The organism is Bradyrhizobium sp. LeoB3, assembly GCF_055456055.1.
In genome coordinates, this window is sequence record NZ_JBVBEF010000138.1 from 1 (window position 1) to 15330 (window position 15330).

Below are 15330 nucleotides of genomic sequence, written 5' to 3' on the forward strand. Positions count from 1 at the left end.
TCTCTTCTCACCCGAGGAGTGCGCCAACTATCTCAAAAACTCAGGATATGTTTCCGTATAAAAACATCACGCTCTAAGGGGAGGTGAGGAAGAAGCGGCGCTCACGCATATTGCTTGTCTTGCTGACGGCTCTCCACCACGGGATTGAGCTCGTTCAGGATGACACCGACCAGCTTGCGCTCCGCTCCACCCAGCGCGCTGAGGATGTCTTCCATGCAGTCGTTGATATCGAGATGGACCGGCAGCACCGCGAGGAGGCCATCGGCGAGCTCGAGGAGCTTGCGATCCGCAGCGCTCCACGGCATCGCCGGCCCGTCGAGAATGATGAGATCGTAACCGCCAACGGATCGCGCCTGCGTGACCGACTTGCGGATGGCTTCCGCGGCCCTGGCGTCGCCGCCCTCGATAACGGGCAGGATGGAAATTCCGTTCGCCGTGTTGATGGCACGCGTTGCCTTGCTGCCGATGCTGAGCCAGCCGAGGCGGCCGGCCTCGCGCTTGCCGAGCCTGGTAACCTTGCCCGACAATTCGCGTTTCCGATGATCGGCATCAATTATCAGCACCTTGGCGCCGTCGCGCGCTGCCGAGAGCGCGACGTTCAGCGCCACCACGCTGCGGTCGACGGATGATCCCGCGCCGATCACCGCCATGACCGGCACGCCGCTCGCGGATGCGCGCTTCTTGAGGGTCGCGGACATGTCGCGGATGGCGCCGAGGAAGGTCATCAGCGGAAAGCCCGCGCGCAATGTCGGCCAGCCCAGCCGTGTGACGTCGGCGATCTGGCCGCCCGTGAGGATGCCACCCAGCGTGCGCATCACGTCGGATTCCTGCAGCCGGGCGATCACCGGCTTCTCGATGACGCTGACCGCCGCCTGCGGCGCCGGCTTGCTGAGGACCGGCTGTTTCGCGGGCACCGCCGTCGCCTGTTTCTCGGGCGAGGTCGACTTGCTCGGCCGCAGCGGGTCGGCGCCGGGCGCAAGCTGGTCGACCGCGATGATCCAGGCAGCGGCCGCGAGCCCGCCGAGCACGAAGCCGATCATGGCAAGCAGGCTCATAGCCGGTGGAAAGGTACGCCGCTGCGGCACGGTGGCTTCGCCGATGACACGTGCGCTCGAGGTGTTCAGGCTTTCCTGTTCCTCCGTCTCGCGCGAACGCTTGAGGAAGGACTGGTAGACGTCGCGACTCGCCTCGACGTCGCGCTCGAGCTCGCGTAGGCGCACCGAGGCCTGGCTCATCTGCACGCTCTGGCGCTTCTGCGCGTCGAGCGCCTTGTTCAGCGATGCCTCATAGTCGCGAGCGCGTGTCAAATCGTTCTTCGCGGCCTGCGCGAAGCGGTCGACCTCTTCCCTGATGGTACGGCGGAGATCCTCGACCTGCTGCTCGACCTGCCGGAGCGCCGGATGCCGCGGGCCGAGTTCGCTCTGCAGCTCGGCCTGCCGCTTCTTGGCATCGGCGTATTGCGCGCGCAGGTTCGCGATGGTCGGCGATTGCAGCGCCTCGGGGATCGCGCCGGGGTCGCTCGCATTGCGCCGGCTGGCCTCGATCTGGTCGTACTTCGCCTGCGCATCGAGCGTCAGTGCGCGCGCGGCGGCGAGCCGCTGGTTGCTGGCGGAAAGCTGCTGGTCGGCGATCAGCGTGTCCTGGGTGCCGACGAAATTGTTCTGCGCCTTGTAGACCGCAAGCACGTTCTCGGCGTTGCGCAGCCGTTCCTGCAGTTCCTTCAGCCGCCCCGAGAGATCTCTGGTGGCGCGCCGGGCGGCGGCGGCCTGCGATTGCTTGGATTCGGCGAGATAGGCCGTAGAAAGCGCGTTGGCGAGCATCGCCGCCTTGACCGGCTCATAGGACCAGACGTCGATGTCGACGACGAAGGTGCGGTCGGTCTTGCGCACATTGATATGACGACTGAGGGCGTCCAGCGCGCTCATCGTCGCCTGGTGCTGCTGTTCCACCGTCGGACGCTGCTCGATCCCGACCAGGCCGAGCAGCGCGCCGAGGAGGCTCTTGCCGTCGCCGCCGCCGCCGAATTCCGGGTCCTTGTCGAGATTGGTGTTCTTGATGACCTGCAACAGCACGCTGTTGGAGGTGATCACCCGCGCCTCGCTGTCGACCACCATTGCGAGACCCGAAACGTCCTGCGCGCGCGGAGTCAACTCTCGCTCGACGAGCTGCAATTCGCGCGGGTCGACATAGAGCTGCGCGGTCGCGGTGTACTTCGGAGTGAGGCTCTTGCCGATCCCAACCGCGATGCAGGCGCAGAGCAACGCGGCAGCCGCGATCGCGGCCTTGCGCCGCCACAGCAGCATGACCAGGTCGATCACGTCGAAGCCCTGGCTTCGGCGTGGCTCGCCGGCATCCCGGCTTTTGGCCTGGCTGTTTATCGGCTGGTCGTAATCAAGCATCGACCCCAGCTTCCATTCCAAACGCCGTACGCATCGGCTGAGGGGTTACTCTTCGGGCTGCGCGATGCGCGAGAGCGGACCGCGCGGCAACAACGCAGCAGGAAAAATTAACCATAGTCTTTGAGAGACTATTCACTGAAAAGGCAAACAAAGCGTTTAAGCGCTCGCGCATCGGAACGCCTCTGCCATGGTGAGCGCCGGAATATTCCGCTTCGCCGCCGTTTCCAGCGCGTGATTCAGCAGTTCCGGCGAGCAGCCATACAGGCTGGGCCGCGTGGCAACGTCGTGACTGTAGAAAATTAACCAACCGTTATGGATTTGCGCCTCGTCGAAGGCGCGCTCGAGTGCATCGCGATCCATTCGGCGATCGATCAGCGGCATCGCGCGCAGGAACTGCAGGTCGACATTGCCGAAGTTCACGCCCTCCACGATCGAGCGGCAGGTCGCAAATCTGGACTTGAGCAGATATTTGTGCGCGAACGAGCCATAGCCGAACGGATAGGCAAAGGTTTCGATCTGCATCGACGGATCGAGCAAGTCGAAGTAGCGGCGGTTGCAGGCGATGTCGCAGGCAAGCGAGGTCTCATCGAGATCGCAGGCGCGCCGGTGCGAGAAGGTGTGGCAGCCGATCTCGTGGCCGCGGCGATGCAGCGACAGCACGTCGTCATCATCGCCGGAGCTCCAGTCCGCCGTATCGACGCCGACCAGCCCGCCCGACACATAGAAGGTGCCGCGGGCGCCATGTGTCTCCAGCAAGTCGGCGCCTGATGTCACCGCGCTCTTCGGCAGGTCGTCGAAGGTGAAGCTGACTATCGGCGTGGCGTTGCGCAGCCGGACCCGATCGACCGGCAGATGCATCGCCAGCCGGTGGCTGACCTTCACGACCGCTTCGGACCACAACCCGCGCATTCTCTCACAGCTTCCGCAGGATCACGTGGTAGTCGCCGTGCCGCACGTCGGTCCTGCCGGGGAGAAAGAAGTTCATCGCTTTCGCGGCGGCATCGACCAGCGCGGCGAGCAGGGGCTTGCGCAGGCGCATCTCCGGATAGCGCGGGCTCTCATAGACCTTGCGGTAGATCACTTGCAGGCCATGTGCCCTGGCGAAGGCTTCGAGCTTGCCCAGCGTGACCAGCGGATGGAAATGGGTCGGGAACGGCGCCTCGCCCGGCAGGCCGGCCTTCTTGTCGCCGCGGACATAGCGATAGAACCAGACGTGAAACCAATGCGGCGAATACTTCGTCACCACGCCCGATAGCGATTTCGGATTGGGGGCGCCGATCAGGATCAAGCCGTTCGGCTTGATCGCCTCGCAGAAACCGCTGAGCGCAGCCTCGACATCGGGCACGTGCTCGATGACGTTGTAGCAGACGATGAAATCGAAGCTTTTCGGCGCGAAACGATAGGTCTGGATGTCGCCCAGGATCGTTGCCTGTGCGTACTGGTTGTTCTTGACCTGATCTTCGTCGATGTCGACGACGGTAATATGGCTGCGGCGCAACACCTTGAGCGGCAGGAAGCTGGTCGAGCCGCCGCCGGCCTCGTAGATCGCGAGCAGGCCCGCCGGCAGCGCCGCCTCCAGGATGCTGTGCACGGTGAGGAGACTCTGCCGCGCTTCGCCCGGCGGCAGGTCGAGCAGCGACTGTGGATGCGCGGCCGGCCCAGCCGCGTCGACCACGGGGAGCGTTGCATGAATGCGATCAAAGGTAAGGGTATCGGTCATTGCCTCTTATCCAATGTTGCTGTTTGCGAATTTTGCTCTGAATGCCATGAGGCCATGCTTCAGTCGGCCGCGAATGCGTGCGATGTCGAACAGCCAGGCCAGGACGGCGTAGGTGAGGATGCCAACCACCGCCAGCACGATGCAGGCGGCGAGATCCGGAATGCGCAGGATGCGATCGAGCGCCGCGACCGTCAGCGCCATCGCGAGCGCGGCGATCAGGACCAGCGCCAGCCGGCCGAGCGGCAGCGGAACGCGGAAGGCATAGCGGGTAAGCACCAGCGCACAGGCAAAGCCGATGATGTCCGCGCCGAGCCGCGCCCAGGCCGCGCCGACAGTGCCGTAGTGGCTGACCAAAAGATAGGACAGGATCACATTGGCCGCGATCAGCGAGGCGGTGTTGACGAGATAGAAGCCGTTGCGGCCCGACAGCAGGAAGCTCGCATGCAGATATTGCTGCGTCAGGACCTGGAACACCACGGCGATAGCGATCACCGGCATGATCTCGGCCGCGAGCGCACGAAAATCAGCGCCAAGGATGATGTTGGCGAGATGGGTGGAGATCACTGCAAAACCGAGCGAGGCCGGCAGCGTGATGGACAACAGCAACTCGAGACATTCGGCGAGATGCGAGCGCACCGCGCCGTCACCCTGCTTGGCGTGGATCTGGACGGCGAGCGGAAAAAACGCTGCCGCCATGCTCATCGCCGGCATCATCAGCGTCTGCCGGACCAGGTCGAGCGAGGCGACATAGCGGCCGGCATCGGCCGCACCGACCAGGTTGGCGATCATGAAACGGTCGGTGACGCTGGCGATCGCAAGCAGGGTCAGCGAGAGCGTCAGCGGCAGGCCGGTCCTGGCCACGGCCATGAGCGAGGTGCGATCGAAGCTGATATGCGTGCCGCGCCAGGCGGTGCGCGACTGCACGAGCACGGCGAGCAGATAGGCGAGGGCAGAAGAGAGCAACAGCCAGAAGCCGTTTGGGCTGACCAGCGCGACGACAATGCCGAGTGCGAGCACGGACACAGCGCGCACCAGCGTCGCCTTCATCACCGAAAGCGCCATCAGCCGCGCGCGAACCAGGTCCTGCGTCAGTTCGAACAGGCCGATCGCGACCGAGAGCACAACTGTAGCAAACGCCGCAGTGCCGTCGAGGCCCGCGAGCCGGGCGAGCACATAGGCGATCGGCGCCGTCAGGCAGCAGATCATATAGCCTGACAGCACAAGGCCGCGGACGTCGGTGCCGTCGTTGCGGGCGTGCTCGCTCAGGATCAGATTTCGGAACCAGCCGACCAGGAACACGCTGATCACGGAGGCGAAGCCGATGCCGAGCAGATAGACGCCGTAATCATGCGGCGAGAACAGCCGCGTGAAAACGAACACGCTGAGCAGCCCCAGCAGCGCCGAGAGGATGTTAGCGGTCAGGTTGATGCTGGCTTGACCGATCAGCATAACGCCGCAAACTCCGTGCATTCTCCGCTGCTGGTGAGCGAGAGGATCTCGTTGCTGTCGGCGATCGCGGCGCGGATGGTCTCGACTGGCGTTCCGGAGAAGGATGCGATCGAGAACGCGACGTCGTCCTTGCTGGCGCGGCGCAAGAGATCCTGCAGCTCGCCTTTGTTGAGCCGCGGATCGTCCCAATAGCTGACGCAGGGCGTGCTCGGGACCGTGGTATGCCGCAGCGAGGCCGCGGCATCGTTCTGTACGAAATAGCCGTACAGCATGTATTCGGAGAACTCGCGGGTCTTGCACAGCGCCTCGATCCAGTCGAGACCGGTGACGGCCTCGATGCGCTCGGCCAGCGCTCGGGTGGTCTGCTTGTCCCAGAAGATGATGTGCCCGATGAAATCGTCGGCCGGGAACGGCGGCGTCGGCAGCCCCAGCAGTTCATGGCTGGTCACAAGCCAGCGCGAATGCCGCGGCTGGTCTGCGGTCACCACATCAGACATGGTCAGCATCGGGATCGCGTTCGGATATTCGAACCGCGTCAGGTCGAAGTCGCGGAAGAACACAATGTCGGAATCCAGGATGCAAAAGCGCTGGTGAGGCAGTGCGATGGTGGCGGCGATCTTCAGGATCTGCTGCACGTGCCAGCCGTTCACCGGCTTGGCCCGCAGCGACCACCAGAACTGGCGCCGGCGGCGCTGGATCATGCGCGGCAGCGGCCGCAGCCAGTCGGGCAGGAAGGCCGAGGCCGGGATGATGACGCGATGCTCGCTGGCGAGCGGCGCGAACAGCGGCAGGTCGCAATCGGGAACCAGGAGATAATGCTTGGAGAACGAGGTGACGTGCCGGTCCACGCTCTCGCAAAGCAAGGTACAGATTTCCAGGTCGCGCCCGTAAGTCGGGGTTAACAACGCAACTGGGTCCATCTCGTAGATCTCTCTGGCGATCACGTTCACGGTTGTCGCTTTCCAAGCCGCGGTTCTTCTCGGTGAGCCTTTCAGCAAGATCGATGCCGAATCGGCGCATCGGCCGCGGCCGGGATCGCCGTTGGTTAATTTTGTTTGCGTTGATGATCGCCGCGCCGTTAAGGGCGCGAAGTAACCATAAGAAGGCGTGCTCCGTGTGCGTCGGCGCGGCTTGCCCGTATATTGCAGAGCGTGACCCGCGAATCGCCGATGCCGTTCGGAGCGGGTATGCGTGCATGTGGGACTACGGGATTTCTGCGCGGGCTCTCGCCGCGGGTGATGCGAAGACTGTGCGATCAGTTCGTTTCGGCACAGCCGTTCCGTCGGCGGTGTCCGCTTTTGAAACGGTGGGCAAGAGGTTGACGCCATTGTTTCGCAAGCTCGCGAGGACAGCACATGGCTGGAATTGAACGATTGAGCCGGCGGCGGTTCGTCGGCGGGCTGCTGACGGCCTCGGTCGGCGCAGTTCTCGGCGACGTCGCCACTGCGCGCGACGCAGCCGGCGCAACCTCCCGCCTCGGTGCCGATCCTGCGCGGTTTGCCGGCGCCTTCGTGAACTGGGAGGCTGATGGCCGTGAGCATGCGTTGCAGGCCTGGGAGAAATGGCTGAAGCAGAAGCCCTCATCTGTGCTGGGTATGGATTTCTACGGCCAATCGACCTGGGAAGATTTTCGCAAAGTGGATTGGGTGCCGGGCATCTGGAGACGGCTTAATCCGAAACGGAACGTGGTCTGGTCGATGCCGCTGACGATCACGGGAACGCCGCTGGTCGATGTCGCGGACGGCCTGCACGACTCCGAGTTCGAGGCGGCGGCACGCGCGATCTCCGATGCGCAGCCGCGCGCGATCATCCGGCTCGGCTGGGAGATGAACCTTTCGCAGATGGGCTGGTTCGCCAAGGGCCAGGAAGCCGATTATATCAGGGCGTTCCGGCGCGTTGCGGAGATCTTCCGCCGCGCGTCCAGCGAGTTCAAGTTTGATTGGTGTCCCGGCTGGGGGGCGCAGGAGATGCCGGCCGACCTGGCCTATCCCGGCGACGACGTCGTCGACTATATCGGGCTCGACGTCTACGACTTCAAATCGGAAGGCTCGGTGGAGGAGCGCTGGCAGACGCTTTACCTCAAGGCGCCGTTCGGTCTCGAATGGCATCGCGATTTCGCCGCGCGCCACGGCAAGCGCATCAGCTTTCCGGAGTGGGGCGTCGGCCATGCCGGCGACAATCCTTACTTCATCCAGAAAATGCACGACTGGTTCGTCGAGAACAGCGACAGCATCGCCTATGCGGCCTACTTCAACGTCGATGGCCTATGGCCGACACAGATCGACACCGGCCGCTTCCCGGAGTCGGAAAAGCTGTTCCGAAAGCTGTTCGGAGGTAGGTGACCTCGTAGCCCGGGTGGAGCGCAGCGCAACCCGGGATATCTCCAGCAACGTTTACCGGCGGTCCCGGGTTACGCTGCCGCTTCACCCGGGGTGCGATTGCTGTTGATTTCGTTCGCCTGGGCCTTTGTTCCGGTCAACAGGGTCAGGCCCATCTTGAGCTTGTCCTGCAGCGTGCGCTGGGCAAGGCAGGTGAAGAGGCAGAGCTTGTCGCAGGCCACGGTTTCCTTGCGGCGCATACGCGCTTCCTCGCTGTACCAGATCTCGCGCGCGGTCTGCGTGCGGACGTTGCCGATCGGCTTGAAGAACCAGCAGACCTCGAGGCGACCGTCGGAGCGGATGAAATAGTTGCGCATGCCGACCCTGCAGGGCATGACCTCGGGCGGGGCCTTCTCGCGGCGAAAATGATTGGGCCAGGCGTTCAGCACCGCCTCGCCGTTGAGGATCGGCGCGCCCTGGCGCTTCAGCCGCAGCAGCTCGTCGCGGACGGCGATCAGATCGTCCATCTCCCGTTCGCCGATCCACAATTCGTCCTCGACCTCCTGCGTGCCCATCTCGACCGGCTGGAAGCTCAGCGCGGTGGCGCCGATCTGCTGGATCCAGTCGACCATCTGCGGGAGATGGCGGAAGTTCAGCCGGTGCACGACCGGCTTGATGATGATTGGAAAATCCAATCCTTCGGCGCGGCGCTTCTCGGACACATTCCGAATGCCCTGCACGATGTCGTTCAGCGAATTCTCGACACCGCGCGAATAGTTGTGGATGTTCGGATCCCGCGAGTCGATCGAGATATTGATGTTGAAGGGATGCGCCTCGACCGTCTGCGCGACGATCTTCTTGTTAAGATAGGCGCCGCCATTGGTGGTCACGCCCCAATGGATGTCGTTGTCGCGGCAGAACCGGACGAGGTCGAGGAAGCCCTTCTTGATATAGGGCTCACCGCCGGCGAATTCGACATGATAGGCGCCGATGAATTCCTTCAGGCTGGAGAGCGCGCGCTGCCATTCCTCGATGGACATCTCCTCGCGGTAGTTCGGGCGACGCCAATAATCGCAATAGCGGCACTTGTAATTGCAACGCTCGACGACCTCCGCGAAGATCGCGGCCGGCCGGGTGACATCGCGGCCGGTGCGCAGATAGAGCTCTTCCGACAGCGCGTTGCGGACATGCTTTGTGCCCAGCGAAACGAGATCTAGCGCTTTCAAGGTGAAACCTCAGACGTTTGCGAGTGTTGTTACGGTCTCGATCGATTTTGTTGTCGTACCGAGAGACAGCAAATCGAATGCCAGTGGGGATGAAGGCTCTTCGTGCCGGCGCTCGCGACGGGTTTAACCTTAACGAATTGCTGCCAACGCGCAGGCCCTCGCGCGCGCATCGGTGCGGATCGAATGCGGTCGAGCGCAAACCGCGCGAAATGTCCCCCGATTAACCCTCGCAAGAGATCGTCGCAGCGCCGTGCGCGGCTGGATCGGATTTTGCCATGACCCGGCCATACCCTGCGAATCGCTTTCGTGCGGCTCCGCTCATCAACGATTTCGGGACGATTGCGTCCCATGATGGTGGCGTGACCCGTTCTGGGACGGCGTGTCGCGGATTGGGATTGAAGCCATGAACAAGATGTCGATTGCGACCGAGTTTCTTGCAACGGACCGCGCCTGGGTCGCGGCCTCGCCCGGGCTCGACTGCTCGGTCGAGACCGTGGTCTGCATCCCGAGCTTCCGCCGGCCGCAGCATCTGCGGCTGACGCTGGAATCGGTTGCCGCGCAGCACACCGCGCGCCGCTTTGCGGTCGTAGTGGTCGAGAACGATGCGGCCAATTGTGAAAGCGCGCCGGTGGCCGCGGAATTTTTGGCGTCGAGAAAGCTGAATGGCCTCTGCCTCGTCGAACCCCGACAAGGCAACTGTTACGCCATCAATGCAGCTTTCGAGACGGCGCTCGCAACCTTCCCGCAGGCCGCGAACTTCCTGATGATCGACGATGACGAGATCGCCTCGCCGGATTGGCTCGAGCGCATGATCGAGGCCGCCGAGACGACCGGGGCGGACGTGATCGGCGGGCCGGTCTGGCCGCATTTCGACGACGAGCGCAAGCGCGGCCTGAAGCGTCATCCGGCATTTGCGCCGGCCTATCATAACAGCGGGCCGGTGCCCGTGATCTATGGCTGCGGCAATTGCCTGATCCGGCGACAGGTGTTCGCCCGCCTCGGCAGTCCCGCGTTCGATTTGCGCTTCAATTTCCTAGGTGGCGGCGACCATGATTTCTTCGCACGCTCCCGCCGCGCCGGCTTCCGATTCTACTGGGCGACGGATGCGACCATCTCGGAGACGGTGCCGCGGAGCCGGACCAAGCTCGGCTGGATGGTGCGGCGCGGCCTGCGGATCGGTGCGATCAATTATCACATCGAGCGCAAGGGTGCGCAGTCGACGTGGTCGCGTGCCGCTGTGATGGCCAAGATGTTCGGCCTGGTGCCGTTCTCGCTGTTCCGCGCTACGCGCATTGTCTTGAAAGAACATCAACCGATCATCGCCATGCATCCGATGATGGTCGCGGTGGGCAGCGCGCTTGCAGTGCTCGGCGTCGAGCCACAGCCTTACGCCGCCTCGAAGATCGTTTCGTGACCGAGTTCCTCATCACGTCCGAAGCCCGGGCTGTCTTCGCCGATGTGTGGCGGAGGCCGGTGATGGATTTCGTTCGCGCCGCGGCCTTCATCGGCATCCTGCTGCTGGTGTGGATCTCGCTGCATCCGTTCGACGACCTCAGCGACATGCGCGTCGGTGAGGTGACCTCCGGCAAGGAGGCCGTGCTCTACGCGCTGTTCGGCCTGCTCATGGTGCTGATGCTCGTGTTGACCATGCGCGACAACATGCCCGCGTTGGCGTCGCTGCTGACCCCGGCCTATGTGCTGTTCGGGGTTTGGCTTTGCCTGACGGTCGTACTGTCGTTCGATCCGGCCACCTCGAGCCGCCGCTTTGCGCTGTCGGTATTCGTCGTGGTGGTCACGGCAACGGTAATGCTGTTGCCGAAGTCGCAGAGCGAGTTGATGCGCTGGTTCAGCATCGCCGCGCTGGTCTTGCTCGCGACCTGCTACCTCGGAATCTTGCTGGCTCCGAACCTGTCGATCCACCTGGCGACGGACCCGCAGGAGCCGGCGCTCGCCGGCAATTGGCGTGGCGCGTTCGGGCACAAGAACGTCGCCGCTGCGATAATGGCGATGATGATGTTCCTCGGCGTCTACTTCATCCGCGCCGGCGGATGGATCTCCGGCGTCATCGTCATGGCGCTCTCGGCCTTGTTCCTGGTCTATTCCGCGGGCAAGAGCTCGATCTCGCTTTGCCTGGCCGTGCTGCTGCTGACCTCGCTGACGTCGTTCGTTCGTTCCTTGTGGGGACGCGGATTGATGTTGTTGCTGCCGCTCATCGTGCTCAATCTGTTTAGCGTAGGCACGGTGCTGAGCGACACGCTGGCGTCAATCGCAAAGCTGCTGCCGCTGGATACCAGCTTCACCGGCCGTTCCGACATCTGGGTCTTTGCCGTCGATTCGCTGCATCAGCGGCTCCTGACCGGCTATGGCTTCGAAGCCTTCTGGGGCAGCAACGCGATCACGAATCTGAAGGAAGGCAAGGAATGGGCAGGCTACGCCTCGCACAGCCATAACGGCTATCTCGACACCGCGCTCGGCACCGGCCTGCCGGGTCTCGTGCTTCTGATGGCCGCTGTTGTCGTCAAGCCGCTGCGCGACTTCCAGGCCGCCGACGAGGGTGGCAATGACGGCCCGCTGTCGATGATGTTCCTGCGGATATGGCTGTTCGGGCTCTATCTGTCGTCGATGGAGAGCTTCTTCCTCGACCGCGCCGATCCGATCTGGGCGACGTTTCTGATCGCCGTGTTCGGCCTGCACTATCTCGCGCGCTTCCGTTTGCGGGCATAGATGACGGTCGCCACCGTCGTTGCCACATCGTGCCACCAGCCGGTGAAATCGAAGGGCGCCTGCGGCGGTGGTTGCTTCGCCGCGGCCAGGATCGCATCAGCATAGGCCTCGCCCGCCGATCCGCGCGGAACCAGGACGATCGCGCCGCGATCGATCAACTGCCTGAAGCGCGGATGATGGTCGAACTCGTCCGCTAGTGCGGGGCCGGTCGCGACCAGCGGCCGGGTCGCCTGCGCGCAGGTGAGGATGCTCGAACGGCGGGCTGTGATGCCTTCGTCCAGCGGATAGCAGAAGGCGTCGACCTCGCCGAAAAGGCCGAACACTTCGGCATCCGAGGCAACGTAGCCGGAGACGATCACGTCCTCACCGAGGCCAAGCTCGGCGGCGCGGGCGTGGAAATTCTCCTCGACCTTGTCGACGCCGCGAATAAAGGAGCCGATATAGACCAGCAGCGGCCGCAATCCGCGTGCCTTCAGGATCGCGCCGATCTCGAGCAGCGCATTCGGCTGCTTGCCCGGATAGATCGAGCCGAAATGGCCGATTACCAATCGCCCGTTGGCGCGTGCCGCCGATAGCCGTTGCCGCAATTCGGAGTCTTCGATCTTCGAGGGCGCCTCGACGTTGGGCGGCAGTGGCACCAACACGGATTTCGTCACGGCGGAGCTGACCGCAGCGTCATCGGCAAGCTCCTTCCGCACCAGCGGCGAGAACATGACGATGCTGTCGGCAAGCCACACCGCGGGGATGTAGGTGATCCGCCGCATCCAGTTCAGCCCCGCCCATTCATGTTCGACCAGGACGACCTTGCGCCGCCGGAGCTTCGCGATTGCGAGCGCGATGAGCGGCCGCAGGATCACACGCTTCCAGGCCACGATCGGAAAATTGCAGATGACGCTCTGCGCCGAGCCGACCGCGCGCCAGATGTCGCGGAGCGATCCCCGGCCGCGCGTCAGGGTTAACGTTTGGCTACTGCCGGGATCGAGCTTTTCGATCGCGTCAGTCAACAACCGCGTGAACTGCCCGACGCCGCAATGCATCTCGGCTCCCGCGCCGAGGAACAGCGCCCGATATCGGGGTGTGGAGGTCATCGCGCAGCGGCAGGGCTTCCGGGGTGATCTCGGTTAGCCATACCGCGCAGACCTTAGCTTCCGGTAAGCGCCCGAAACAGTGCCGGCACCGATCTTGCCAATCCTGGCGTGAAGGCTGCCCGTTCGTCCCGTAACGGGACATCGGAACGATCAAAACGACGCAAGGCGACCAGGAGCGCGACATGACGACAGGCAAGATCTTCACCAAATGGGACGACACCCATTCGGAGCTCTGGAGCCATCAGCCGATCCGGCTCGAGCATGCGATGCACAAGCAGCCCGCGTTCTCGATGGGAGAACTCGCGAAGCTGATCGAGAACTATCCGCGCGAGCATTACAGCCTGGTCAAGACAGGTGCGAAGGGTTCCAGCCGGGTCTGGCGCGAAGGCGAGATCGGCAAGCTCAGTGGCCGCGAGGTGATCGAGGCGATCTCGCGTGGCGGTCTCTGGCTCAACCTGCGCAACATCACTGCCGTCGATCGCCGTTTCCGCGTGATGGTCGACCAGATGTTTGCGGAGGTCGCGGCCAAGGTTCCCAGCTTTGATGCGCCGACGCATCAGGCAGGCATCCTCATCTCCTCGCCGGACGCGCAGGTCTATTACCACTCCGACCTGCCGGGGCAGGGATTGATCCAGATCGCCGGCCGCAAACGCGTCTATATCTATCCGAACACACCGCCGTTCATCCGGCCGGAGCACCTCGAAGACATCGCGCTGTTCGACGTCGAGGTCGATATTCCCTATGCGTCCTGGTACGACCAGCATGCGCAGGTGATCGATCTCGAGCCCGGCCAGATGTTGAACTGGCCGCTGAATGCGCCGCATCGGGTCGAGAATCTCGGTGTCGTCAACATCTCGATGACGGTGTCCTACGTCGACGACGAGATCCGGCGCGCCCAGATCCTCAATCTCGCCAATGGCATGTTGCGTCATCGTTTCGGCTACACGCCGAAGAGCCGCAGCCTGCACGGTCCGTCCTTCTTTGCCAAGCAGGTGATGCAGAAGCTCCTCCGCGACGGTAACTGGGTGAAGCGCGAGCGCGCCGTGCGCCGCCCGATCGACTTCCGTCTCGACGAGATCGAGCTTGGCAAGATCGTCGACTTGCCGAATGCGGCGTGAGCGCGGCATGCGGCGATGACGGTCCTTGCGACATCGGCGGGCAGGCTCTCGGCGCGGGCAGAAGCACGCGCGGCCGGCTACCGCATCGAGATTCTTGCGGACTGGAAGCAGGCCGCGGCGCGGTGGGGCGCATTCGCTCCGCCGACAGCGTTCCAAAATCCGCTATGGTATGAAGCCTGGTACGCCGCCTTCGCCGATACCGACGGCGTCTCGCCGGTGATCGCCTTCGTCACCGATGCCGCGACCGGCGAGCCCGCCGCGCTGTTGCCGTTGATCCGTCATCGGCAAGGCAGCATGCAAACCATCGCGTTCGCAGACCTTGATCTCACCGATTACAATGCGCCGTTGCTCGGGCCCGCCGCGCCGCGCGATGCCGCGGCAGCGCGCGCGTTCTGGCGCGACCTGCGCGCCGCGTTGCGCAGGCTGCCCGGCGGCGCCGATCTGATCCGCTTGCGCAAGGTCACATCCGATCTCGACGGCCGGCCCAATCCGTTGGCGCTGCTCGATGGCGCGGCGGTTTGCCCGGTTAATGGCAACCTCGTCACCACGGGCGACGATTACGACGCCTGGCGCTACACGCTGGAGCGGACGGTGCGCAAGGAGCTGGAGCGGAGCTGGCGCGTGTTTACGCGCGATCCGACGGCGAACTTCGCGATCGCCGCGGACAGTGATGAAGCGCTTCGGATTCTCACGACCACCGAGGCTCAGCAAAGCTCGCGGATGCAGAGCCTGGGAGTCAATTTCATTCTCAATGACGAGAATAGCGCCGCGTTCTATCGCACCCTGGTCGGCAGCGGCACCGGCAGCGGCTACGCCATCGTGTCGGCCCTGACAGCGGGCGAGGAGGTGGTGGCGACGCTGCTCGGTGTCCGCAACGGTTCGCGCTATGTGATGATCCGCATCAGCAACGCCGGTGACAAATGGAGCAATTGTTCGCCGGGCCGGCTGATCATCGAGCGCACCATGGCGGCGCTGCACAAGCAGGGTGTGCGCGAGTTCGATTTCTCGATCGGCAACTACGCCTACAAGCGCCGTTTTGGAGTCAAGCGCCTGCCATTGCTCGATATCAGCGCTGCCTTGAGCTGGCGCGGATTGCCCCATGCGCTCCGCGATCGGGCCGCGCGGGAATTGCGCAGATATCCGAGGCTGACGACGTATCTGAAACGCGCGCTCGGCAAGCCGCCTTCACGCGAAGAGAGCTGATCGCGACGCCGTAGATGGGGTAACGGGCCGCGGTCTGCCCTCCAAGCAAGCCGCGCTTGCTACGGCGCTATGGGTGGCGCGCTGC

General features: G+C 63.7%; 12 protein-coding genes. 5 read left to right on the top strand and 7 right to left on the bottom strand.

Annotated features, from left to right (window positions below):
• Window positions 1-101: 101 nt before the first annotated feature.
• From ACZXDY_RS41345 to ACZXDY_RS41365, 5 genes are all read right to left on the bottom strand, one after another.
• A complete protein-coding gene (locus ACZXDY_RS41345; protein ID WP_464349449.1) occupies window positions 102-2399 on the bottom strand; it encodes a GumC family protein in 2298 nt (765 codons plus the stop codon).
• A 156-nt stretch (window positions 2400-2555) separates the two neighbouring features.
• Window positions 2556-3308, bottom strand: coding sequence for a polysaccharide deacetylase family protein (locus ACZXDY_RS41350; protein WP_464349450.1), 753 nt, complete (start codon window positions 3306-3308; stop codon window positions 2556-2558).
• Between the two features lie 4 nt (window positions 3309-3312).
• Entirely contained in the window at window positions 3313-4119 is an 807-nt protein-coding gene (locus ACZXDY_RS41355) for a class I SAM-dependent methyltransferase (RefSeq protein WP_464349451.1), read from the bottom strand.
• 6 nt (window positions 4120-4125) lie between these two features.
• Window positions 4126-5568: a lipopolysaccharide biosynthesis protein gene (locus tag ACZXDY_RS41360; protein WP_464349452.1), complete on the bottom strand. Its 1443-nt coding sequence runs from the start codon at window positions 5566-5568 to the stop codon at window positions 4126-4128.
• A complete protein-coding gene (locus tag ACZXDY_RS41365; RefSeq protein WP_464349453.1) occupies window positions 5562-6518 on the bottom strand; it encodes a DUF6492 family protein in 957 nt (318 codons plus the stop codon). Before ACZXDY_RS41365 ends, ACZXDY_RS41360 begins: the two co-directional genes overlap by 7 nt.
• Window positions 6519-6923: 405 nt before the next feature.
• Between ACZXDY_RS41365 and ACZXDY_RS41370 the strand changes: the two genes are divergently transcribed.
• Entirely contained in the window at window positions 6924-7910 is a 987-nt protein-coding gene (locus tag ACZXDY_RS41370; protein WP_155255599.1) for a glycoside hydrolase family 26 protein, read from the top strand.
• A 68-nt stretch (window positions 7911-7978) separates the two neighbouring features.
• On the opposite strand, the gene ACZXDY_RS41375 is transcribed toward ACZXDY_RS41370, so the two are convergent.
• Window positions 7979-9112: a radical SAM protein gene (locus ACZXDY_RS41375; RefSeq protein ID WP_464349454.1), complete on the bottom strand. Its 1134-nt coding sequence runs from the start codon at window positions 9110-9112 to the stop codon at window positions 7979-7981.
• Window positions 9113-9515: 403 nt separating this feature from the next.
• Here ACZXDY_RS41375 and ACZXDY_RS41380 point away from each other — a divergent pair, with 403 nt between their 5' ends.
• Window positions 9516-10526, top strand: a complete 1011-nt coding sequence (locus ACZXDY_RS41380; RefSeq protein WP_464349455.1) for a glycosyltransferase family 2 protein — start codon at window positions 9516-9518, stop codon at window positions 10524-10526.
• The gene (locus tag ACZXDY_RS41385; protein WP_464349456.1) at window positions 10523-11836 is read left to right on the top strand and encodes an O-antigen ligase family protein; all 1314 of its coding nucleotides are present in this window, start codon (window positions 10523-10525) and stop codon (window positions 11834-11836) included. Before ACZXDY_RS41380 ends, ACZXDY_RS41385 begins: the two co-directional genes overlap by 4 nt.
• On the opposite strand, the gene ACZXDY_RS41390 is transcribed toward ACZXDY_RS41385, so the two are convergent.
• Window positions 11806-12924: a glycosyltransferase family protein gene (locus tag ACZXDY_RS41390; protein ID WP_464349457.1), complete on the bottom strand. Its 1119-nt coding sequence runs from the start codon at window positions 12922-12924 to the stop codon at window positions 11806-11808. The two genes, ACZXDY_RS41385 and ACZXDY_RS41390, sit on opposite strands and share 31 nt — an antisense overlap.
• A gap of 182 nt (window positions 12925-13106) precedes the next feature.
• Here ACZXDY_RS41390 and ACZXDY_RS41395 point away from each other — a divergent pair, with 182 nt between their 5' ends.
• Together ACZXDY_RS41395 and ACZXDY_RS41400 are read left to right on the top strand one after the other, a co-directional pair.
• Window positions 13107-14042, top strand: a complete 936-nt coding sequence (locus tag ACZXDY_RS41395; RefSeq protein ID WP_464349458.1) for a cupin-like domain-containing protein — start codon at window positions 13107-13109, stop codon at window positions 14040-14042.
• 15 nt (window positions 14043-14057) lie between these two features.
• Window positions 14058-15245, top strand: a complete 1188-nt coding sequence (locus ACZXDY_RS41400; protein WP_464349459.1) for a GNAT family N-acetyltransferase — start codon at window positions 14058-14060, stop codon at window positions 15243-15245.
• The last annotated feature ends 85 nt before the right edge of the window (window positions 15246-15330 follow it).